This is a genomic window from Nocardia sp. NPDC059236 (assembly GCF_042754085.1).
Taxonomy (GTDB): Bacteria; Actinomycetota; Actinomycetes; order Mycobacteriales; family Mycobacteriaceae; genus Nocardia.
This window is the reverse complement of sequence record NZ_JBHZAF010000003.1, coordinates 42,744-62,244: the sequence shown is the minus strand read 5'-3', so window position 1 is coordinate 62,244 and position 19,501 is coordinate 42,744. Positions and strand designations below refer to the sequence as shown.

21 protein-coding genes and 2 pseudogenes are annotated in these 19,501 nt (G+C 66.6%); 10 read left to right on the top strand and 13 right to left on the bottom strand.

Annotated elements, in window-relative coordinates:
• Positions 1-3: 3 nt before the first annotated feature.
• Positions 4-144: pseudogene (locus ACFXIV_RS09435) on the top strand (IS30 family transposase); the annotation flags it as partial.
• A gap of 91 nt (positions 145-235) precedes the next feature.
• On the opposite strand, the gene ACFXIV_RS09430 reads toward ACFXIV_RS09435, so the two are convergent.
• Positions 236-589: a DUF4870 domain-containing protein gene (locus tag ACFXIV_RS09430; RefSeq protein WP_379397625.1), complete on the bottom strand. Its 354-nt coding sequence runs from the start codon at positions 587-589 to the stop codon at positions 236-238.
• An 808-nt stretch (positions 590-1,397) separates the two neighbouring features.
• Between ACFXIV_RS09430 and ACFXIV_RS09425 the strand changes: the two genes are divergently transcribed.
• Complete coding sequence (locus ACFXIV_RS09425) at positions 1,398-1,784, top strand: SLOG family protein (RefSeq protein WP_379397626.1); 387 nt, start codon at positions 1,398-1,400, stop codon at positions 1,782-1,784.
• A 298-nt stretch (positions 1,785-2,082) separates the two neighbouring features.
• Positions 2,083-2,610 (top strand): serine hydrolase domain-containing protein, encoded by a 528-nt coding sequence (locus ACFXIV_RS09420; protein ID WP_379421234.1) that lies wholly within the window; start codon positions 2,083-2,085, stop codon positions 2,608-2,610.
• Here ACFXIV_RS09420 and ACFXIV_RS09415 read toward each other — a convergent pair.
• The 4 genes from ACFXIV_RS09415 to ACFXIV_RS09400 form a co-directional block, all read right to left on the bottom strand.
• The gene (locus tag ACFXIV_RS09415; RefSeq protein WP_379421243.1) at positions 2,493-2,888 is read right to left on the bottom strand and encodes a DUF4232 domain-containing protein; all 396 of its coding nucleotides are present in this window, start codon (positions 2,886-2,888) and stop codon (positions 2,493-2,495) included. The two genes, ACFXIV_RS09420 and ACFXIV_RS09415, sit on opposite strands and share 118 nt — an antisense overlap.
• 2 nt (positions 2,889-2,890) lie before the next feature.
• Positions 2,891-3,121 carry a hypothetical protein gene (locus tag ACFXIV_RS09410; protein WP_379397759.1) on the bottom strand — a complete coding sequence of 77 codons (231 nt, stop codon included), beginning with the start codon at positions 3,119-3,121 and terminating at the stop codon, positions 2,891-2,893.
• A gap of 162 nt (positions 3,122-3,283) precedes the next feature.
• Positions 3,284-3,841, bottom strand: coding sequence for a dihydrofolate reductase family protein (locus ACFXIV_RS09405; protein WP_379397628.1), 558 nt, complete (start codon positions 3,839-3,841; stop codon positions 3,284-3,286).
• 239 nt (positions 3,842-4,080) lie between these two features.
• Positions 4,081-4,920, bottom strand: coding sequence for an alpha/beta fold hydrolase (locus ACFXIV_RS09400; RefSeq protein ID WP_379397754.1), 840 nt, complete (start codon positions 4,918-4,920; stop codon positions 4,081-4,083).
• 305 nt (positions 4,921-5,225) lie between these two features.
• Here ACFXIV_RS09400 and ACFXIV_RS09395 point away from each other — a divergent pair, with 305 nt between their 5' ends.
• The gene (locus ACFXIV_RS09395) at positions 5,226-5,609 is read left to right on the top strand and encodes a limonene-1,2-epoxide hydrolase family protein (RefSeq protein ID WP_379397630.1); all 384 of its coding nucleotides are present in this window, start codon (positions 5,226-5,228) and stop codon (positions 5,607-5,609) included.
• On the opposite strand, the gene ACFXIV_RS09390 is transcribed toward ACFXIV_RS09395, so the two are convergent.
• Complete coding sequence (locus tag ACFXIV_RS09390) at positions 5,570-5,929, bottom strand: alpha/beta hydrolase fold domain-containing protein (protein WP_379397632.1); 360 nt, start codon at positions 5,927-5,929, stop codon at positions 5,570-5,572. The two genes, ACFXIV_RS09395 and ACFXIV_RS09390, sit on opposite strands and share 40 nt — an antisense overlap.
• Here ACFXIV_RS09390 and ACFXIV_RS09385 point away from each other — a divergent pair.
• Positions 5,923-6,267 carry a hypothetical protein gene (locus ACFXIV_RS09385; RefSeq protein WP_379397634.1) on the top strand — a complete coding sequence of 115 codons (345 nt, stop codon included), beginning with the start codon at positions 5,923-5,925 and terminating at the stop codon, positions 6,265-6,267. The two genes, ACFXIV_RS09390 and ACFXIV_RS09385, sit on opposite strands and share 7 nt — an antisense overlap.
• A gap of 8 nt (positions 6,268-6,275) precedes the next feature.
• On the opposite strand, the gene ACFXIV_RS09380 is transcribed toward ACFXIV_RS09385, so the two are convergent.
• Positions 6,276-7,085: a hypothetical protein gene (locus tag ACFXIV_RS09380; protein ID WP_379421233.1), complete on the bottom strand. Its 810-nt coding sequence runs from the start codon at positions 7,083-7,085 to the stop codon at positions 6,276-6,278.
• Positions 7,086-7,451: 366 nt separating this feature from the next.
• Between ACFXIV_RS09380 and ACFXIV_RS09375 the strand changes: the two genes are divergently transcribed.
• On the top strand, positions 7,452-7,790 hold the full coding sequence (locus ACFXIV_RS09375; RefSeq protein WP_379397638.1) for a VOC family protein: 339 nt from the start codon (positions 7,452-7,454) through the stop codon (positions 7,788-7,790).
• 78 nt (positions 7,791-7,868) lie between these two features.
• Here ACFXIV_RS09375 and ACFXIV_RS09370 read toward each other — a convergent pair whose 3' ends face one another.
• The 6 genes and pseudogenes from ACFXIV_RS09370 to ACFXIV_RS09345 all read right to left on the bottom strand — a co-directional run bounded on the left by ACFXIV_RS09370 (position 7,869) and on the right by ACFXIV_RS09345 (position 15,535).
• Positions 7,869-8,837 (bottom strand): phosphodiesterase, encoded by a 969-nt coding sequence (locus ACFXIV_RS09370; RefSeq protein WP_379397640.1) that lies wholly within the window; start codon positions 8,835-8,837, stop codon positions 7,869-7,871.
• 161 nt (positions 8,838-8,998) lie between these two features.
• Positions 8,999-10,396 carry an MATE family efflux transporter gene (locus ACFXIV_RS09365; RefSeq protein WP_379397642.1) on the bottom strand — a complete coding sequence of 466 codons (1,398 nt, stop codon included), beginning with the start codon at positions 10,394-10,396 and terminating at the stop codon, positions 8,999-9,001.
• Between the two features lie 350 nt (positions 10,397-10,746).
• Positions 10,747-11,796 (bottom strand): annotated as a pseudogene (locus tag ACFXIV_RS09360) (cysteine synthase family protein); the annotation flags it as partial.
• 60 nt (positions 11,797-11,856) lie between these two features.
• Positions 11,857-13,263, bottom strand: coding sequence for an alanine racemase (locus ACFXIV_RS09355; RefSeq protein ID WP_379421232.1), 1,407 nt, complete (start codon positions 13,261-13,263; stop codon positions 11,857-11,859).
• 209 nt (positions 13,264-13,472) lie between these two features.
• Positions 13,473-14,462 carry an ornithine cyclodeaminase family protein gene (locus ACFXIV_RS09350; RefSeq protein ID WP_379380274.1) on the bottom strand — a complete coding sequence of 330 codons (990 nt, stop codon included), beginning with the start codon at positions 14,460-14,462 and terminating at the stop codon, positions 13,473-13,475.
• Entirely contained in the window at positions 14,459-15,535 is a 1,077-nt protein-coding gene (locus ACFXIV_RS09345) for a TauD/TfdA family dioxygenase (RefSeq protein WP_379397645.1), read from the bottom strand. The genes ACFXIV_RS09350 and ACFXIV_RS09345 overlap by 4 nt, the downstream gene beginning before the upstream one ends.
• Before the next feature lie 223 nt (positions 15,536-15,758).
• Here ACFXIV_RS09345 and ACFXIV_RS09340 point away from each other — a divergent pair, with 223 nt between their 5' ends.
• The 4 genes from ACFXIV_RS09340 to ACFXIV_RS09325 all read left to right on the top strand — a co-directional run bounded on the left by ACFXIV_RS09340 (position 15,759) and on the right by ACFXIV_RS09325 (position 19,279).
• Positions 15,759-16,511: a lytic transglycosylase domain-containing protein gene (locus ACFXIV_RS09340; RefSeq protein WP_379397647.1), complete on the top strand. Its 753-nt coding sequence runs from the start codon at positions 15,759-15,761 to the stop codon at positions 16,509-16,511.
• Between the two features lie 174 nt (positions 16,512-16,685).
• Positions 16,686-17,972 carry a phosphopyruvate hydratase gene (gene eno, locus ACFXIV_RS09335; protein ID WP_354833209.1) on the top strand — a complete coding sequence of 429 codons (1,287 nt, stop codon included), beginning with the start codon at positions 16,686-16,688 and terminating at the stop codon, positions 17,970-17,972.
• A 69-nt stretch (positions 17,973-18,041) separates the two neighbouring features.
• A complete protein-coding gene (locus ACFXIV_RS09330; RefSeq protein WP_379397649.1) occupies positions 18,042-18,734 on the top strand; it encodes a septum formation initiator family protein in 693 nt (230 codons plus the stop codon).
• Complete coding sequence (locus tag ACFXIV_RS09325; RefSeq protein ID WP_379380266.1) at positions 18,731-19,279, top strand: DUF501 domain-containing protein; 549 nt, start codon at positions 18,731-18,733, stop codon at positions 19,277-19,279. Before ACFXIV_RS09330 ends, ACFXIV_RS09325 begins: the two co-directional genes overlap by 4 nt.
• Positions 19,280-19,501 lie beyond the last annotated feature (222 nt).

Sequence of the window (19,501 nt, the reverse complement as noted above, 5' to 3'; positions counted from 1 at the left end):
CGACCGAAGGGCGACGCCCACCTGGATTTGCGCATCTACAGCCAAGCCGATCTGGATGCGATCGCTGACGAGCTCAACGGACGCCCTCGACAAACCCTCGGATTCCGCACACCATCACAAGCACTCGATGAGGTATTGCGATGACCGCCCGAACCGGCAGGCAGTTCCGGACGTTCCGCGCGGACGCTAACGGCCCGAGATAGCCTCGGGCCGTTGATCTTCGGACTGTCGTCCGCTACTTGACCGAGCTGGCCAACTGATCGGCATAGGGGGCAGTGAATTTTCCGACAATGGGAAGCTCCGCGCGGACACCGCCGGTGTTGTTCGCCTGGACCATGGCCATGATCCAGACGACGACCGCGAAGACCGCGACTGCGAGTCCGGCGAGGCTGAAGATGATCCCCACGACTCCGAGGAGCGAGCCGACGATGCTCAGCACGATATTGACCACCGAGACCGCCCCGAAGAAGACGATCGATTGCGAGGCATGGAATTTCACATCGGGATCGTTCTTTCCCACAAATAGGAAGATGATTCCGGTGAGCCACCCCAGCGCGTACGACAGGATCGCACTGGTCTTTTTGTCCAAGCCGGCGGACTGCGGTTGGTTCGCGGGAGGTTGAGAAGATGTCATGGGGGTAAGTAGACGCCGCGCGCGCCTCCTACCGATCCCAACTTTCTGCACGAACCCACAGGTCGCGGGCCAGCCGACGGCTGGGATCCCGGACGTGGTTCTCTTGAGGGTCTACAGCACACGGCCATGCATCGCGCCGCTGCGGACGCTCTGCGTGCTGTTGAAAGCCTTGACACGCAGGGACTTTCAACAGGACGCGTTGCTACTACTTCTGAGCCGACAGGCTGCTGAGAAGGCCGCCGATCACCGGAATGCAGCTTGCGCTACCCGTTCCGTCGGAGGTGTGGGTGCAGCTCGCGCCCGACGGAGCACTCTGGACGACGGTAATGCCAGTGAGTTTGCTGGATGCGGACCACGTATAACCATTCGCGGTACTGCCGGGAGTTGCCCAGAGATCCACTGTTTCCGCTGTAGTCGGTGTCCACTGCACGGTGACATCCTTGCCGGCCGTGTAGGGGCTGGACGTGAACAGGTCGGGTGCACCACCACCCTGAGATGCCGTACGCACCCAACTGAAGCCGACGACATCGCCGCCCGGGACCTGGGCAATCAACGCCGAGGCGTCGGTGGCTGGCAGGGAATCCGGTGCTACTCTCCAAATATGCTGTAGGGCACTGTGATTCGAGTTGACCGGAACATCTGCCCGGGATTCGGGTGTCAGGCGCTGTCGGTGAGGGGTGTCGGGACCTGCTGGCAGAGTGGGCGGCGAGGTGGCAGCGGCTGATTCGAGGGAGGTCTGCGCGGCGTGGGAAGACGGGTTCTGGTGACCGGCTCGCGGTCGTGGGAGGACCGGCGCATCATTCGGGATGCGTTGGCCGAGGTGTGGGATCCGGATGCCGTTCTCGTGTCGGGGGCTTGTCCGACCGGTGCCGACGCGCTGTGTGAGGCGTGCTGGACTCATTGGGGTGGGCAGGTTGAACGGCATCCGGCGGATTGGAAGCAGTTCGGTCGGAGCGCGGGCTTTCAGCGGAACGCAGAGTTGGTGCAGTTGGGCGCCGATGTGTGCCTGGCCTTCATTCGCGACGGTTCGGCCGGTGCCAGCCATACTGCCGATTTGGCGCAACGAGCTGGCATCCCGACGCGCATCTTCCGGTCCGGGATCGTGCCCGAGGTGTTGGGCGCTGACGGTGGCGGCGGGTCCACTCGATGATGGTTACGGGGTTTCCAAACCCTGGGCCGCTGGATCGATGTCAACGGCTACCGCTCGACCGGCTACCCCAGGGAAACCAACCTGGAATGCCCCGTGAACCTCGACGACTGGGTTAGCGAGTTTCAGGAACCGGTCGTCAAGATCCAGAGCACCACCTGACCAACCCAAAACTCCGGCCCCGGTCGGCCTAGGTGCCATGCGGGCGCCCGGTGCCGCTCTGCCGAACACGGTTTCCCGCAGGGGATTTCGGTGGTTTGCCGCATGGTCAGGGGGTGCGGCCCGGCCGTAGCTTCGGCCGATGCGAATGCTTCGACGGGTATTGATGATTGTGTTGTCGGTGGTAGTGGGGCTGCCGGTGGGAGCGGCCCTGCTACTGGTAGCCGACCGGGGAGCGGCGATCGGTTTCATCGTCGATCGAAGCGCCGGTGGGCCGGTGACGGCCGCGGCGCTGCAGGTATCGGACCGGCACGGGACACAGATCTGGCATGCGGGCGAGATGGTAACCCCGCGAACGCATTTCCGGATCGGGAGCGTGACCAAGACGTTCGTCGCGACGGTTGTACTGCAACTGGCCGACCAGGGAATCCTGGATGCACCTCGCCAAAGATCCCGCCCACAGCCAACGTGTCCGGGCAATCCTGATCTACCTGGAAGAACGAACCACCACCGGTATCCCAAGGGAATGACCCAGCCGTCTATAACTGGAGGTCAGTTCCCGGTCTCGCCCGGTACGAGCGACGAGATCTCCAGCAGGTGGACATCGGTGTTGGTACAGGCGCTTATCTCCCAGGTCAGGAAGAACGACTCCGTGTTGTCCGGCGGGTAGATTCGCAGGCCGGCGGCAGTGACCTGGTGGCATTTGTCGCCGTAATTCCCGGCATCGGTGATGCGGAGTACGGCGGAGGCCTTCTCGTTGATCCCCAGGGTGACCGTCGGCTTCGGCTTGTCTCGATCGGCAGGGGCTCCGATCGGGTCGCCGGTGCGGCTGTTGGCGAACGAGACGCCGGGAAATCCGGTCAGGGTGCAGGGATGCATTCCGGCGTTCGTGAAGATGAGCGGGGTGTACGCGCTACCCGCTGCTCCGTCGGACCGGCCCTTGGACAGTTTCAGATCGGCGGCGCGGCACAGCGCGGTCCGGTCGGCGTACCGCCGGTGTCTGCGGAAGTGGTGGTGCCCGGGGCAGGTGTGCCGCCGTCGGATGCGGTGGCTGTCGCAGTTGCGGTTTCGGACACGGTGACAGTCGACGGGGAGGCACCGGTGTTGTCGGGCCCACATCCCGCCAGTGCCAGTGTGCCGACCGCGAGCAGCGCTGCGGTGGTGGTCTTCAGGGCTGTCATCGGTCCCTCCACATCTGATCACAACCACCACAACGTGATTCGGATCGCCTGTACCGTCAGCACCGCGAATGACGTTGCTGTACCTGGCTATCGGATGATGCGCCCGCGAACGTAACACCGTGTCAGCGAAATAGGGACGCAAGCCGGCTCAATTGCTGGGTCCTACTTGTCGGCTGGCGCGTACACCAGTTCGAGGATTCCGGACGGGAAGGCCGTGCTTTTCACCAAGCGCAAATTCACGGGCTGATCCAGCTCGGGGAACAGTGGCGCGCCCTTGCCCGTGGCGGCGGGCAGCACCCACAGCCGGTACTCGTCGACCACGCCGAGCTTGATCAGGGAGTGCATGAACTCGGTGCCGCCGACGGCGACGAGGTCCTTGCCGGGCTCGGCCTTGAGCTTGGCGATCTCCTCGGTCGTGTCACCGCTGGCGATCCGGGTCTCGGGCCAGTCGTCGGCGGATTTCAGGGTGCGGGAGAACACGACCTTGGGGATCTCGTTCATGGCCTCGGCGGACGGGTGGTCGGAGGTGGGCCAGTATCCGGCCATGATCTCGTAGCTGTTGCGGCCCATGAGGAAGGCCCCAGCCTCCCACAGCTGATTGACAAAGTACTGCTCCTGCTCGGGGTCGTCGACGCTCATCATGACGTCCCGGATTCCGTTGTCCGCGTCAGCGCTTTTACCGTCGAGCGAGACGTAAAAACCCAGAATCAACTTCCGCATGCCAGTGCCTCCATGTGTTTTCGGTATGTCCAGAGGTATCGACGATGGATCCACCCGATATTCATCGGTGCAGCCAAGATCGTGTACACGCCCGTGCAAACGCCCCGAACTCCGCAGCAGGGGATGCCCTGGGCCGCAGCCGGTCTCGCTGCCGGCCCTGCCCTCGCCGGCCGATTCCAACAGCGCGGGAAGCGGTATAGAGCGATTCCGCAGGCTCAGGATGCCTCCCAGCCGGGCGGTTACAGGGCGAGCATGGCGGCAGCGACCTGGTCGGCCGCGGCGTGGCGCAGGGCGGTGCCCATGTCGTCGAGGACGAGCAGTCGCGCCCCAGGGATTTCGGCGGCGAGGACCTCGCCGTTGCCGACCGGGAAGAACGGATCGGCGCGACCGTGCACCACGAGCGTGGGCACGTCGAGCTCACCGAGCCGCTCCCGCCAGCGCGGGGCGCAGTCGATCCGGGAGAACACCATTCCGAGCTGGTTCGCCTGATGCACCGCGGGATCGCTCGACGCCGTTCGATCCCAGATTCGGGCCGCCGTCGCCTGCGCTTCCTCCGGATCGTTGCCCAGCGGCTCGGCCCCCGAGGCGGCGAACGCCGCGACAGCGTCCCGGTCGGTCCAGTCCGGCAGCGGGCGGGAGAACAGCGCGCCCATGACCGCGAGGTCGTGTTCCGGCAGGTCCTCGTCCACCGGGCCCGGCGCCACCGGCCGAGTGCCGGCGAGGGTCAGTGCGGAGAACACGTCCGGGTGGTGCAGCGCGGCGACCTGAGCGACCATCCCACCGACGCCGACTCCACCGAGATGGGCGGTCCCGGCACCGAGCACCTCGACCAGCGCGGCCGCGTCGGCCACGAGATCCCGTAGGTCGTATGCCGGATTCTCCGGGTCGAGGGTCGTCGACGCGCCGGAGTCGCGCAGGTCGTAGCGGACCACGCGCCGCCCGCCCGACGCGAGCCGCTCGCACAGCGCGTCGGGCCAGGACAACATCGTTGTGCCGCCGGCCAGCAGGACCAGCGGATCGTCCTCGCGCCCGAAGCTCTCGATGCCCAGATCCACACCATTCGCCCGCACCGACGTCATGCCATCCCGAAACGGTCTCGTCATGCCTGGACTCCTCTCTGTCGGTATATCCAGAGGTATCGACGACGCATTCACCCGAAAGTCATCGGTGCAGCCGAAATCGTGTACACCGCTGCGGATGCCCTGTAATCCGCAGTTGCGGACGTTCGGTCGACGTCAGATGGGCATGGCCAGTTGATCTTCCGCCGCCCACGCTGGCCGGTTCGGTCAGCGCGGTATGCGGCATTCAGTGCGTTCGGAGGTTGGGGCCATGGAGGCGGGGAGGGCGTGACATATGATCTGATCATTGCGCAGGAGGGAGCCCGATGGAGAGCCCGATCGAGGTGGTGCGCAGGTTCTGCGCGGCGTGGTCCGACGATGCCGGGGTCAGTGACCTCGCCGCATTCTTCACAGACGACGCGGTCTACCACAACATCCCGATGGCACCGGTCACTGGCAGGGAAGCGATCGCCGACAACATCGCCTCGTTCATCCGCCCTGGCCCGCCAGGCATCGTGGGCATCGACTTCCGCATCGTCAACATCGCAGCCAGTGGTCCGGTCGTGATGACCGAGCGGGTGGACGTCTTCACGCTTCCCGACAGGTCTTTCGAGCTCCCGGTCATGGGGACCTTCGAGGTCAGGGACAGCAGGATCAGCGCCTGGCGAGACTATTTCGACCTGAACCAGTTCACCAGCCGGATGGGATGACTCCGGTCGGCTGCCCGAACTTCGTCGGCTTTTCGGCGATTACTACCGAGACCCCGAAGCACCGCGTGTAGCAAAGGATTACTGCGGACAAACGTCCCGTATTCGGCTAGCTGGAGACTGGTGTCAGGGTCGGGTCCCGGCCAGGATTTGATCCAGCAACGACGCGAATCAGCAGGCCCGGGAGGGCAATCGGGGACGACTCCTGCGGCGCTCAGGGTGTCGTCGATCGCGGCCGGGAAGGGGTGCTCGGGCGCCAGCCGGTAGTCCACCGAAAAGGCACGGAAACCGGTGCGGGTCACCAGGTTCGCGGTCAGTGACATCGCCGTCCGGGGTGGCGGTAGACGAAGCCGCCACCATGGAAGTACAGGATCATCCTGGGGCGCGCGGGCTCGGTCGGTTCGACGAGCACGGCAGGCTGGGTGCCGAGTGCCATTGTTCGGGTATGTATCTCGGTCGGCATGTTCATCTGGGCCATCAGCGCTCGGAATCCCGCGCTGATTTCCTCGACCGATTCTCCCAGCGGCTGACCGAGTTGTTCGGCAGCACCATCACGGGTTCGTCGTTATCGGCTGTCGCGCAAGCCCTTTCGCAGCTTCATGACAGGCTCGAGCGCGAACAGGTCGGTCTGCCCGGCCGCCGCTCGACGGCCGGCCGGTGAGGTGCAGGTCAGTTCTGCGGGGCGGGTTGAGGCTGCGGATCGGCCCACTTGGAGGTGCCCGGTGCGGTCTGCCAGGTATTCAGCAGGTCGATGCCCGCGGCGATCAACGTCGGGCCGCCCGCCACCAGGCCACCGATGATTCCGCCTGCCGGTACCCCGGCAACACCGCCGGGGATGCAGCCGATCGCGATGCTGGCGACGCAACCGACGACGAAACCGATTATCCCGCCGACCAATGCGCCGACTTGACCGGCGACCGACAGCTTGCTGCTGAATTCGTTCAACGCTCGCTGGTCCTCTGTGGGCGAGGCAATTGGTTCGAGGGCGAGCTGCTGGTTGGAGATCTGCACTCCTTCAGGACTTTTCGGTGTGATCTCCAGAACGGTGTCATTGTTCTTCGTGACCGCTTTGACCGGAACCCGAACGTCCCCGATTCGGTAGTCGAGCGGCATCGACAGTACCGTCGCACCGCTATCGTCCTTGATGTTGGCGACCTGGGTCTTCGGTGCGTCGGACGTCGTGCCGTCCTGCTCGCTCAGCGCGAACCTCGCGCCCCGCAGCGTGGCGACGACGGTCTTGTCGACCACTTTGAGTGAGTACTTGATCCCAGGATCGGCCGGGGCGGCGGGCTCGGCATGCACGGTCTCCAGGTCGGCGGTCAGCGCGCCGGCAACCAGTACGGCGGCCACGGTGATGCTGCGGAATTTCATTCGATGTCCCAATCCGTCGTCGGGTTGCCCACACAACCGTCGCCATGCGAGACATCTTGTCTCCCAATGGAATTCCGCCACAATCAGTGGCGGGAGCGGTGCGGTCAACGGCAATCCTGACCAGGCTAGAACGGGTTGTAGCCGGAAGGGGGCACTGATGATCCCCGATAGAGCACGCCATGATCATTTAGTGATGCGGTGACGGATTGCCGACGATGATTTCTGGTTTGGTCCGAAGCCAAAGCGGTTCGGTGACAGTGTGATCGGAGAATTCGACCCGAAGCCGGATGCTCAGCCTCGAACACACCGGTCATTGGATAAGCGACCCTTATCGATCGGCTCGCGCTTCGGGGATCGTTCGGCCGCTCCTCCAGTCTGTGAACATGTTCTGCTGACCTTGCACCGTGGCTCACGGTGGCATGCGAGACTCTCTGCATGGCCAAGGCTTCTGCTCTTCCGCCAGGGTTCCATTCAGTGACACCACGCATGGTGGTCGATGACCAGCTTGCCGCGGTCGAGTTCCTGCGGACGGTATTCGAAGCAGTCGGCGACGTCGAGCCGAATCGACCGACCGAGGTCCGGATCGGCGACTCGCTGGTCATGGTGTCGGCATCTGGCGAACGTGAGGTGTTTCCAGCCTTTCTGTACGTCTATGTCGATGACGTCGCCGCCACATATCAGCGGGCGCTCACCGCGGGTGCACTCACCGTGGAGGCACCGCTCGACACGCCGTATGGTGACCGCCGAGCCATGGTGCGTGACCCGTTCGGCAACGTCTATCAGATCGCGAGTCGGCGCGGGACCACCGCGTGAGGTTGAGCCCAGCGGCAGCGGATAGTCAGCGGCCGAAGCGATTCCGGCGATAGGCAGCACCGAAATCTCCCTGAACGGTCAGAGGACCGTTTCGCCGTCGGATTCGGGGGCCTCGGTCCGGCGGCGGAGGACGTGTGGGATGCGGGCCGCCGGTGGGATGACGATGCCGGCGTCGGCGAGCCTGGTCGCTGCTTGTTCGGGGTCGGCGGGGTTGCCGACGGTGGGGCCGTGGCCGATGGGGACTACCGAGTGGACGATGGTGTCGGGGTAGATGTGGACGTAGTTGAAGGCTTGGGCGCCGTCGCGGCCGCGTTGGCCGCCCTCGGCGGCGGCCATGTCCTGGCTGTAGCAGGTGGCCGAGGCCACTGAGACCGGGATGCCGGCGAAGGTGGCGGTGCTCGAAAGGTGCAGGTGCCCAGCCAGAATGGCGCGGACGTCGGTGCCGTCGAGGACGTCGGCGAGGCGGCGCTGGTCGCGTAGTTCGACCAGGACAGCCAGGTCCTGGACGCAGGGGATGGGCGGGTGGTGCATGGCGAGGATGGTGCCGAAGGGGGCGGGTTCGGCGAGAACCTCACGCAGCCAGGCCAATTGGTCGTCGGTGATCTCGCCCCAGTGGTGGCCGGGGACGGTGGTGTCGAGGGCGATGACGCGCAACCCGTCGAACATGTGGACCGCGTCGAACGGTGCGCCGGAAGCCGCGTCGTTCGATGGCACCGCGTCGAGGAGTTCCTCGCGCAGGGCCGCGCGGTCGTCGTGGTTGCCGGCGACCCACACCACGGGTGCGCCGATCCGTTCGGCCCACGGCTCCACCAGATCCCGCAGCTTGCGGTACGCGCCCGGCTCGCCCTGGTCGGCGAGGTCGCCGGTGAAGACGATGGCGGTCGGCGCGATGCGGCTGGCCTCGGCCTGCCCGAGCAGCGCGGTCAGCCGCGCCTCGGCGTCGACCGCACCGTAGAGCTCGGTGTCGGCGGCGATCAGATGGGTGTCGCTGAAATGGAACAGGACATGATCTGCCCTCGGATACTCGGCGACTCGCGAGATGTGCACGGACATCCTCCCCGGCATTGTCAGTGGTGTGCGCCCTGGGCTTGCCGACCCTGTCGACTGCGCTTGCCGAATTCGTCGCCAGAATAGCGAAGCCCGTTTCTTTCAGGTTGCCCGCGCCCAGTGACGACATGCTTGCGGGAAGGTGAGATTTGGGTGTCGGGCTAATGCCCGAGGCTACCGGCCAGCACTCGCTGATTCGCCTGCTCCTGTGCATGCAGCAGGGTGAAGAAGCGACGCAGCATCAGGGCAGCGGTGGTGGCCAGACCGGTGGTCAGACCCCACCACACGCCCGCCGCGCCCAGGCGCGCGGGGAACGCGAGCAGTAGCGCCGTGGGCAATCCCACACCCCAGTACCCGACGAGGGAGAGCCGGAACCCGCCCTTGGTGTCCTTGAGTCCGCGCAGCAGCCCGACCCCGATGTTCTGGGCGGCGTCGAAGAACTGCAGGACGATGGCGATCAGCAGCAGCGTGTGTGCCAGTGCCACCGTGGCCGAATCACTGTCGGCCAGGAGCGGACGCAGCACCCAGTCCGGCGCCAGCACATACGCGACCCCCGTGACCCCGGCGACCACTGCCACGCACCGCAGCGCCAGCCACGCCACCGACCGCGCATGCGCGAACTCGTCCCGCGCCACCGCCTTGCTCACCAGGATCGACGCCCCGTGCGAGAGCCCGATCGCCACCTGGAACACGATGTACACGATCTGATAGACGACATTGTGCGCCGCCAGCGCCGCCGCCCCCAGACTCCCCATCGCCAGCGCCAGCACCGAGAACATGCCCGCCTCCGACCCGTAGGTCAGCGCGATCGGCGTCCCCAGCCGCAACTCCTCCCACACCGTCGCCGCATGCACCGGCCATATCCGAACCGGCAGTGTCGCACCGAGTTTCGGATCCCGCCGCACCATCGCCCAGAACACCCCGTAGGTGATCAGGAAAACCAGCGAGGTCGCCACGCCGACCCCGGTCAGCCCCAGCGCGGGCAGCCCGGCCCAGCCGTGCATGAACGTCAGCGCCAGCACCAGATTCAGCACCACCGACCCCAGTGTCACCAGCAGCAGAGCCTGCGGCCGCTGCAACCCGACGGTGTACTGCCGCAACACCTGGAACCACAGGCACGGCACCAACCCCGGCGCCAGCGCGACCATCATCGGCCGCGCCTCCGCGAGTACCTGTGCATCCTGCCCCAGCCATCGCAGCACCCACCCGAGCCCGATGAGCAGTGCGCCGCCGAGCAATCCGGCGACGGTCGCGATCAGGAAGCTCGACCGCACCACCTCCCGAACCTCCGCCTCGGCTCCCCGCCCCTGCTTCTCGGCCCGGCTCACCACCGTCGCCACCTGATTACCCGTCCCGGTAATCAACCCCACACACATGGTCCGAATCTGGTTGAACAACACCAGCGCCAACCCGCCCGCGGCCACCTCCCGCACGCCGAGCGTCCCCATCAACGCAATATTCGTGGTGGACACCGCAACCTGAGCCAGCTGGGTCAAAGCGATGGGCGTGGCAAGCGAAGTCAGCGCCCGCCCATCGGATTGCCGGAGCGCCCCGATCATTTCGTTGCAGCCCCGTCCGCGTCGGTGGGCGCCGGATCGGGCACCAGAATGGTGTGGCCGGCCGGCCGCCCGGACGCCGAGCCCCGCCTGGTCGCGAGCAGCTGATCGACCATCGCGCGCTGGTCGACCAGCCGCTGCCGGTGCTTCTCGAGGGCCAGGTGGACGTCGTTGTCATTGCCGCTCGCCAGCAGCTCGCCGATTTCGTGCGGCGGCATGTCGACCTGGCGCAGCAGGTGAATCAGGTTGGCCTGCGGCACCTTCGCGTCGGCGTAGTCCTCGAGATTCGCGCCGGTGAGTCCCTTCTCGACGGCGAAATTGTCCGGCAACGCACGATGGAGGTGACGACGCACGGTGAGTTCGCCGGGGTCCGGACGGCTGGGCGGTGTGTAGGTCTTCAGCAGCTCCACTACCTTGGTCTCGCGTTCCAGATCGATCAGGTCTCGGTCGCTCATCCAGGCGGCGTCGAAAACGGTGTCCAGGTACTTCTCCCCGTCATCATTGATGATGACGACCACGGTGGAGAAATCCGGGTACTCCTGGAGCCGGGTCAGGGCCGCGTACACCGAACTACCGGAGGAACCGCCGATCAGCAGCCCCGCGGTGGCGGCCAGCGCTCGGGCGGTGGCGAACGCGTCGACGTCGGAGACCTTCACCCGATCGCGCTCCTCGATCAGGTGGAGATCCTGGTCCACATGGATTCCGGGGGTGGCGCCGAGCGGCGTTCCGGTGCCCGACTGCCAATAGTCGTGGGCCGGACCGCCGAAGGCGATCGACCCCTCCGGCTCCACGCCGACCAACCGTGGCGCGCACCCGTGGTCGCGCAGCCCGCGAGCCGTACCGAACAGCGAACCCCCGGTGCCCACCGCGCCGACCAGAATGTCGATCCGCTCGAGGTCCTCGAGCAGTTCCTCGGCCAGCGCGTGGTACCCGACGCCATTGGCGAGGTTGTCGTGCTGAGCGGGAAAGTAGGCGCCGGGCCCCTCCTCCTGCGCCATCTGCGCTGCGCGTTCTTCCCGCGCCGAGGTCGAGAGGCCGTCGTCGCCGTCGTCGGAGACGAATTCGAGCTCGGTTCCCATCGCCCGCATGGCATTCAACTTCGCCGGGCACGCGTGGTGGTCCACCACGGCCGTGAACCGATACCCGCGTTCCCGTGCCACCACGGCCAATCCCAAACCCGTATTCCCGGAGGTCGATTCGATGATATGGCCTCCCGGCAGCAGCTGTCCGCGCTGTTCCGCGTCCAGCACCATGGCCCGGGCCATCCGAATTTTGGCGGTGCCCGTCGGGTTCATGGCTTCGAGCTTCAGCAGCAGCCGGGTCCCGGTCTCGGGGCTGACGGCCAGCTCGAATAGCGGTGTCCGTCCGATGAGCTCGGACACTCGCCTGACAATAACCGGCATCGAGTACTTCTCCTCGGGAAAGTCGATGGAGCGGGTAGCGGGCGGTGAGCGCGAAACCGTTCAGATTGGGAAACCGTCGGTGTCGAAGGTCCAATCGAATTGTCGTCCATCCGGCGAGCTTCGCAACACTATCTTCGGCGGTATGGGCAAGTCGTGGAATGACGACTCATTGCTGTCCATCTGATAACCGGCCGTATTCGGGTAGATGAGCAGATCGTCCGTGGTCGCCGGGCGGGGGAGTGGGATCCGACGCCAGCTCAGCATGTCTTCTTCGAGGCAGGAGGATCCGCCGACGCAGGTCGGGGTGGGGTTTCCCGCACTTTGCGGCCACAGAACGGGATCAGGCAGATATTCACTGTCGAACCATTGTTCGGAGAGGCTGAGACTGGTGCCGTTCGCGGTGACGATGAGGTACGGGACTTCATGTGCGGTCCTGACTTTCACGCCCTGGATTCCGAATACGGTGCTACCTGCACTGTCGAGCAGGGCTCGTCCGGGTTCGATAGCCAGTCGAATTCCGTTTCGGCGCAAAAGCTTTGCCAGATCCTGATGCTCCAGAATGGCCGCCAGCATCGCTGGGCCGGGGACCGGGCAATGGTAGGGATAGTAGGAGTCCGGCGCGCGGTCGCGGTGGAACCACCGCGGGTTGACGCCGCCGAGGAAGGCTTCCCACGCCCGCGCTGGGACATAATCGACGCCGAACCCGCCGCCGATGGAGATGGTGGTGATGGGATGGCCGAGGCCGCGGGCTTCGCAGCAACGCTCGATCAGCGCCAGGGCCAGCTCGGCGCGCGGTGCGACTTCATAGCCGCTGAGGTGAAAGCTGAAGCCTTCCAGTCGAATCGAGCTCGTGTCGACGAAGGTCAGCGCGAGTTCTACTTCATCGGAAGTCATTCCAAGGCGGCTGTCCGAACCCGGTGGCAGGACCCGCAGGAGTACCCGGCTGCTGATGCCGATTGCGCACAGGCGTGCGAGCTCATCGAGATCGTCGACGGCGATCAGGGCCCCGGCCCGGGTGGCCAGCTCCAGGAGCTGGTTCGACTTCGCGGGGCCGGTCACCATCAGGTCGCATCCCTGGATGCCTCCGGTCATGGCCGCCTCCAGTTCGCCGACGCTGGCGACGTCGATGCCGGAACCGGCTTCGGCGCAGGCGCGGACGACACACGCTGCCTTATTGGCCTTCTTCCCGTAGTAGATCGCACCCGCGACATCGGCGCGGGTGAAGACCCGCTGGAAGGCTCGAATATTCGCGACGATCCGGTCCGGATACATGACGTGGAATGGTCCACCGATCGTTTCGGCCATCTCCCGCAGCAGCTTCGTGTCGGCGAGTAGCTGCTCCTCCCAGTCGGGGCGGTGGGCCGGCATCGGCGCGGCCGTGATGTCGGCTGTGCCGGGGGGAACGATCACGGTCTCTACGGAGGCGGACATTTTTCCTTTCGGGTGCGGTAGATGGCCATCGGCCATCCCCGCAGTGGACCCCCGACCCCGGTCCCCGGCTGATGGCAGCGATAGCCAACCTGCATGAGAGTTTGTGCGAAACGTTGGACTCAATCGGTTATCGGCTGGATCAATGTCCGAAATAACCTTTACGGGCGAATTTCTGCCGTGAATTCAGCGGATCAAGTCGGCGATTCAGTCCCAGAACAACACTGATGTCCCAGAGCGACACTGATTCAGTCCCAGAGCGATACTTCGGTGCCCCGCCCCTCGGCGATGGCGCGGTTGGCCAGCGCGTGCGCGACGGCGATATCGGTGAGCACCAATCCGCTGTTGTAAACGAAAACTCGTTCGTCGTCGGTTGTCCGGCCCGCCGCCCGACGGTCGAGAATCTGGGGTAGCTCGGCGTCGACCCTGCGTAGTCGACCGTCGGGACCCGCCATATCGGTTCCGGTCAAAGCCATTTGTTCTGCGCTGGTGGCGATTACGCGATCGGCCTCGACGAGGGTGGAGGGCGCCAGGCCGTAGCCGACCAGTACCACGGTCGCCCCGGGTGCCAGATCCTTGGCCTCGATCGCCACCTGAGTGCCGGGCCCGGCGGTGGCCAGAATGATGTCCGCTTCGCGCGCCGCCGCGTACGGGTCGCTCACGATGTCGAGTTCGGCGTGCGGATGATGGTGCAGCAGTTGCTGATACACCGCTTCCAGTCCTTCCGGGTGAGTGCCGTAGAGCATGAGTCGGTTCAGCTGCGGGTTCGCCGCTAGTAGATGGGGCAGCGCATTGCGGCCCTGGGTGCCGGTGCCGATCAGCAGGACACTGCGTGCTCCCGGCCGGGCGCATTCGCGCACCAGCAGTGCCGAGACCGCGGGTGTGCGCAGGGCGCCGACGCGGGCGCAGTCCATCAGCGCGATCGGGTTCCCGGTGGCGTCGTCGTAGAGCGAGATCGTCGTGAAATACCGCTTGTTCGACCTGTCGTGGTGCGGGTCGAATTTGTAGCTGGTCTTCATGGCCACCACCCGGCGCCGCCCGTCGCGTCCCAGCATGGCGTAGGCCACCGACCATCCGTCGGGATGGGCGACGCTGAGTTTGCGGGGGTTGTCCGAATCGCCGCCCGCCAGTGCGAGATACGCGTCTTCGACGGCCCGCACCACCTCGGCCGGGGAGATCGGGACGTCGGCCAGATCGCTGCGGCTGAGTACGCGGAGCGGGGTGGGGCGGCAGTTCACGTGTTCTGTCCTCGGGTCGTGTGGAACGGTGCCACCAAGCGCTGACCGTAGCCGTCCTCCCCGGCCTCGGCGTCGCGGCGGCGTTGGGGCAGGCGAATATTGACCCGCTTGAGCCAGCGGTCGGTGCCGTCGTAGCGGGGGGTGAACGGCACCCGCCCGTGCACCACCACGTCATTGTCCACCAGGAGCAGTTCTCCCGGCGCCAAAGCCGCGGCGAGGCACACTCTTTCGAGTTCGCTGGTCAAATGCCGGTAGGCGCTGCGAAATTCGTCGTCGGCACGGTCGAGCGGGGTGTACGCTGGGTCGAAACGCAGTGTGGTCCCGCCCGCGTCGTCGCCGAGGGTGGCGATCGGCGGCGCCGGGGCGTCGCCGAAGGCGCTGCCGTAGGAGACGTCCGGCAGGATCGGCAGTCGCGCCGTGCTCAGGATCTTCCGCTGCGTCGCATCGAGTTCCGCGTTCCGGATCGAGGACACGGTGGTCGCGACCCGATCGGGATTGCGCAGGCAGCCGAGCATCAGCAGGTTGGCCCGGTCCGGGTGGAAGGCGTCCTCGGTGTGCGGGCTGAGCAGTGCGGTGCTGCTGGCGCCCGACTGCTCGTGTTCGTGGCCGGGCGTGGGCACGATGTTGTTCACCAGCCGCCCCGCCTGCTGGCCCTCCCAGCCGAAGGGTTCACCGGCGCACCGCGCGAGCAGCAGCATGGCGATATCGAGCTGGAAGGAGCCGGACCGCGGTGTCCGGGTTCCGGCCAGTTCGGTCGCCTCCCGCCAGTTGTACGGCGTCGGGCCGAATTCCTCGTCGTCGACGGGAAGCCGGCTGATGACCGTCACGCCCGCCGCGGTAGCGGGCGGCCGCATGGCCTCGTGCACGGCGTCTGGCAGCCGTCCGTACTTGGCGTCGATGTGGCGCAGCAGGACGGGGTTCGAGAGGGTGGTCGCGATCTCCGGGCTGCGCCCGACTGTGACGGCGATCTCAGCAGCGACGTGGCGCACTGCCCGGGCTGCGGATTCGGACAGGTCGCGCCGTTCGAGCTGAGCGGGGTGGAGCTGACTACGTTCGGGGAGAACGCTTTTCACCAACGGAAGGGCCTTCCTGGCTGGGCGGTGGCATGGTGATCTTGGCTCGGCGAAAGACGCTATTACCCCCGCGGAATTTTGGCAAGCCTTACCTAAGGGTGTGTCGTGGAAATAGCGGATTGGTATGGGATTCCCGCGCGGAGGCCGGTCGAACACGATCGTTACCGGCGACCCGGGCGAACCGTGTTCACGGTGTTCGCCTCCACGCCGATCCATCTGGATGATGAATGGGGTGCGTATCCGAATGGCCGGCCTCCGGGCCCCGCTGACCCGCGCCGGCCTGCTGGGCACGGCCGCCGCGCTGGTATTGCTGACCGGTTGCGGGACAAGCAATCTCACGCCCGTCCCGGACGACATGCCACCGGGCGCGGGCGCACCGCTGCCGCCGATCGACCTGGATGCGCCGGGGCGCACCGCGATTCAGCTGCGGGACTGGGCGGAGGGACAGCACGGGCCGACCGGCATTCCGGTGCTGGCCCTGGAGGCCTACGGATACGCGGCGGCGGTGATGGCGCGGTCCAAGCCGGAGTGCGGGATCGGCTGGACCACGCTGGCGGGCATCGCGAGTGTGGAGAGCCAGCACGGCACGCACGGCGGATCGCACATCGCCGATGACGGGACGGTGTCGCCGCCCATACGCGGACTGCCACTGGATGGTTCGCCCGGGCGCGCGCGGATTCTGGACGTGAGCTCCACCGAGGCGAATCCGGTGTACGTCCGGGCGATGGGCCCGTTCCAGTTCATCCCGGAGACCTGGCAGCGCTGGGGTGTGGACGCCAATGGCGACGGCAAGATCGATCCGGACAATATCGACGATGCGGCCCTCACCGCCGCGCGCTATCTCTGCGCCATGGGCGGCGACCTCACCGGCGCACCCGGCTGGCAGCAGGCGCTGCTCACCTACAACCAATCCACCAGTTATATGAACACCGTCCGCTACCGCGCGGCCGCCTACAGCGTGGGCCGCAGGGTCTGAACCCGCTTCCGGCCCGACATCAAGATCGAAAGAGCGTGTCGCATTGCCGGGCCGGTATATCTTGCGGGCGCGCCGATGGGGGGATGCGTCGGCGCGATCCCGGCACAGTAGGCTCGTCAGCGCACGGGTTCGCCGTGCGACCTGCCGAGTCAGCAGCCGAAGGAGTGTCGTTTCGTGGCCATCATCGAACAGGTCGGAGCTCGCGAGATCCTGGATTCGCGTGGCAACCCCACTGTCGAGGTCGAGATCGCTCTCGACGACGGCACCCTCACCCGCGCGGCCGTGCCCTCCGGCGCGTCCACCGGTGAACACGAGGCCGTCGAGCTGCGTGACGGTGGCGACCGCTACCAGGGCAAGGGCGTGCAGAAGGCCGTCGAGGGCGTCCTCGACGAGATCGCCCCGGCCGTGATCGGTCTCGACGCCGTCGAGCAGCGCACCGTCGACCAGACCCTGCTGGATCTGGACGGCACCCCGGACAAGTCGCGTCTGGGCGCCAACGCCCTGCTGGGTGTTTCGCTCGCGGTGGCCCGCGCGGCCGCCGAGTCCTCGGGCTTGGAGCTGTTCCGCTACGTCGGCGGCCCGAACGCCCACGTCCTGCCGGTGCCGATGATGAACATCCTCAACGGTGGCGCGCACGCCGACTCCGGCGTCGACGTCCAGGAGTTCATGATCGCCCCGATCGGCGCGGCCACCTTCAAGGAGTCGCTGCGCTGGGGCGCGGAGGTCTACCACACCCTGAAGTCGGTACTCAAGTCCCAGGGCCTGTCCACCGGTCTGGGCGACGAGGGCGGTTTCGCGCCGTCGGTCGCGAATACCCGTGCCGCCCTGGACCTGATCGCCTCGGCGATCGAGAAGGCCGGTTTCAAGCTGGGCAGCGAGATCGCGCTCGCGCTCGACGTGGCCGCCACCGAGTTCTACACCACCGGTGAGGGTTACAAGTTCGAGGGCAAGCTGCACACCGCCGCCGAGATGGCCCAGTTCTACGCCGGCCTGCTCGGCAACTACCCGATCGTCTCGATCGAGGACCCGCTGTCCGAGGACGACTGGGACGGCTGGGTCTCCCTGACCGACCAGATCGGCGACAAGGTACAGCTCGTCGGCGACGACCTGTTCGTCACCAACCCGGACCGCCTGGAGGAGGGCATCGCCAAGGGCGCGGCCAACGCACTCCTGGTGAAGGTCAACCAGATCGGCACCCTGACCGAGACCCTGGACGCGGTCGAGCTGGCCCACCGCAACGGCTACAAGACCATGATGAGCCACCGGTCCGGCGAGACCGAGGACACCACCATCGCCGACCTGGCGGTGGCGGTCGGCTCCGGCCAGATCAAGACCGGCGCCCCGGCCCGCTCGGAGCGTGTCGCCAAGTACAACCAGCTGCTGCGTATCGAGGACGCCCTGGGCGACTCGGCGCGCTACGCCGGTGACGCCGCCTTCCCGCGATTCGCGTTCGAAGGCTGAATAATCGGTAGCTCGAGCCCCGACCCGGACCCCGAGAGTTGGGACTACTACTGAATTTCGAGGTGTGAGATGACGGAGCGACGGGCGCGCGGAACTAGTCCGGCAGGACGAAGTGACCGGCGCCCGTCGCGCTCCGCTCGCGCCAAGAGCGGCTCGGCCGGGAAGCGGAGTGAATCCGCCGCCGTCCCGAAATCCGGTGCCGCCGCGAAATCTTCGAGCTCGAGCAGCAGCCGCACGACCTCCGGGAAGTCGGCTCCCAAGCGTCGCACCGCCCCCAGGGCGGCCGCGAAATCCGAACGGCACGAACGCAAGATCCTCGGCCTGTCCACCGGTCGTGCGGTGCTGCTGGCCGCCGTGCTGGCAGGGCTCGCGCTGACCCTGGCGGTGCCGCTGCGCACCTACTTCACGCAGCGCTCGGACGCCTCCGAGCTGGCCGCTCAGCATCGCCAGCTGGAGGAGGAGGTCGTGAGCCTGCGCGATCGCCGTGCGCAGCAACAGGATCCGAACTACATCAAGGCCGAGGCCCGGGACCGCCTGCGGCTGGTGATGCCGGGGGACACGCCCTACATCGTGCAGATCCCCGAGATCGAGCAGCCGGCCATCCCGACCCAGCCCGCCAAACCCCGGGAGCCCGACCCCTGGTACACGCAGCTGTGGCACAGCGTTTCCTCGCCGCAGCCCGTCGCCGCCCCGGCTTCCACCCCGCCACCCGCACCGGCGCCCCCGCCGCCCGCCCCCACCGAGGAAGGACAACCCAGGTGACCGCAGCCGAGAACGTCCCCGGCGAGCGCGATCTCGCGATCGTCGCCGAGCAACTGGGCCGGGCTCCGCGCGGCGTGCTCGCCATCGCCTACCGCACTCCGGACGGCCTGCCCGCGGTGGTCAAGACCGCGCCCAAGCTCCCGGACGGCACCCCCTTCCCGACCCTGTACTACCTGACGGACCCGCGCCTGACCGCCGAGGCGAGCCGTCTGGAGACCACCGGGCTGATGCGCGACATGTCCGAACGCCTCACCCGTGACCCGGAACTCGCCGCCGCCTACCGCGCCGCGTACGACAGCTACCTGTCCGAGCGCAATGCCATCGAGGACCTCGGCACCGATTTCGCCGGCGGCGGCATGCCCGACCGGGTCAAGTGCCTGCACGTTCTCATCGCACACTCCCTGGCCAAGGGCCCGGGCCTCAACCCCCTCGGCGACGAGGCCGTCGCCCTGGCCGCCGACCACGGCTTGCGCGGCACCGCCATTCCGGCGGACTGGCCGAAATCCGAGGAGTACCGTACCGATTCGGAGACCGCCGGCGAATGAGCCGGCCGCGCCCGGATGAACAACTGGCTTGCGCCGGTCCGGCGGGCGGGCACCGATGCGGAGCAGGGCGCGAGCTCAGCCGCTCTCGTGAGGTTCGATCGACCGCAGCGGGCAGCGGGATGGGTAGGCTGCCGAGGGCGTGGAGTCGGCCGCGCCGCCGCGAGGGCCGGGTGGCCTGCTCGGCGAGATGTGTTCAGAACCAGTCGAATTCAGAGGTCAGGG

Excerpts from the sequence above, each read along its gene's own strand:
- ACFXIV_RS09340 (WP_379397647.1), top strand. The coding sequence starts at position 15,759 with ATGAATGGGGTGCGTATCCGAATGGCCGGCCTCCGGGCCCCGCTGACC.
- ACFXIV_RS09365 (WP_379397642.1), bottom strand. The coding sequence starts at position 10,396 with ATGATCGGGGCGCTCCGGCAATCCGATGGGCGGGCGCTGACTTCGCTT.
- ACFXIV_RS09355 (WP_379421232.1), bottom strand. The coding sequence starts at position 13,263 with ATGGCCGATGGCCATCTACCGCACCCGAAAGGAAAAATGTCCGCCTCC.
- ACFXIV_RS09400 (WP_379397754.1), bottom strand. The coding sequence starts at position 4,920 with ATGACGTCGGTGCGGGCGAATGGTGTGGATCTGGGCATCGAGAGCTTC.
- ACFXIV_RS09420 (WP_379421234.1), top strand. The coding sequence starts at position 2,083 with ATGCGAATGCTTCGACGGGTATTGATGATTGTGTTGTCGGTGGTAGTG.
- ACFXIV_RS09395 (WP_379397630.1), top strand. The coding sequence starts at position 5,226 with ATGGAGAGCCCGATCGAGGTGGTGCGCAGGTTCTGCGCGGCGTGGTCC.
- ACFXIV_RS09390 (WP_379397632.1), bottom strand. The coding sequence starts at position 5,929 with ATGTCACTGACCGCGAACCTGGTGACCCGCACCGGTTTCCGTGCCTTT.
- ACFXIV_RS09405 (WP_379397628.1), bottom strand. The coding sequence starts at position 3,841 with ATGCGGAAGTTGATTCTGGGTTTTTACGTCTCGCTCGACGGTAAAAGC.
- ACFXIV_RS09410 (WP_379397759.1), bottom strand. The coding sequence starts at position 3,121 with ATGACAGCCCTGAAGACCACCACCGCAGCGCTGCTCGCGGTCGGCACA.
- ACFXIV_RS09330 (WP_379397649.1), top strand. The coding sequence starts at position 18,042 with ATGACGGAGCGACGGGCGCGCGGAACTAGTCCGGCAGGACGAAGTGAC.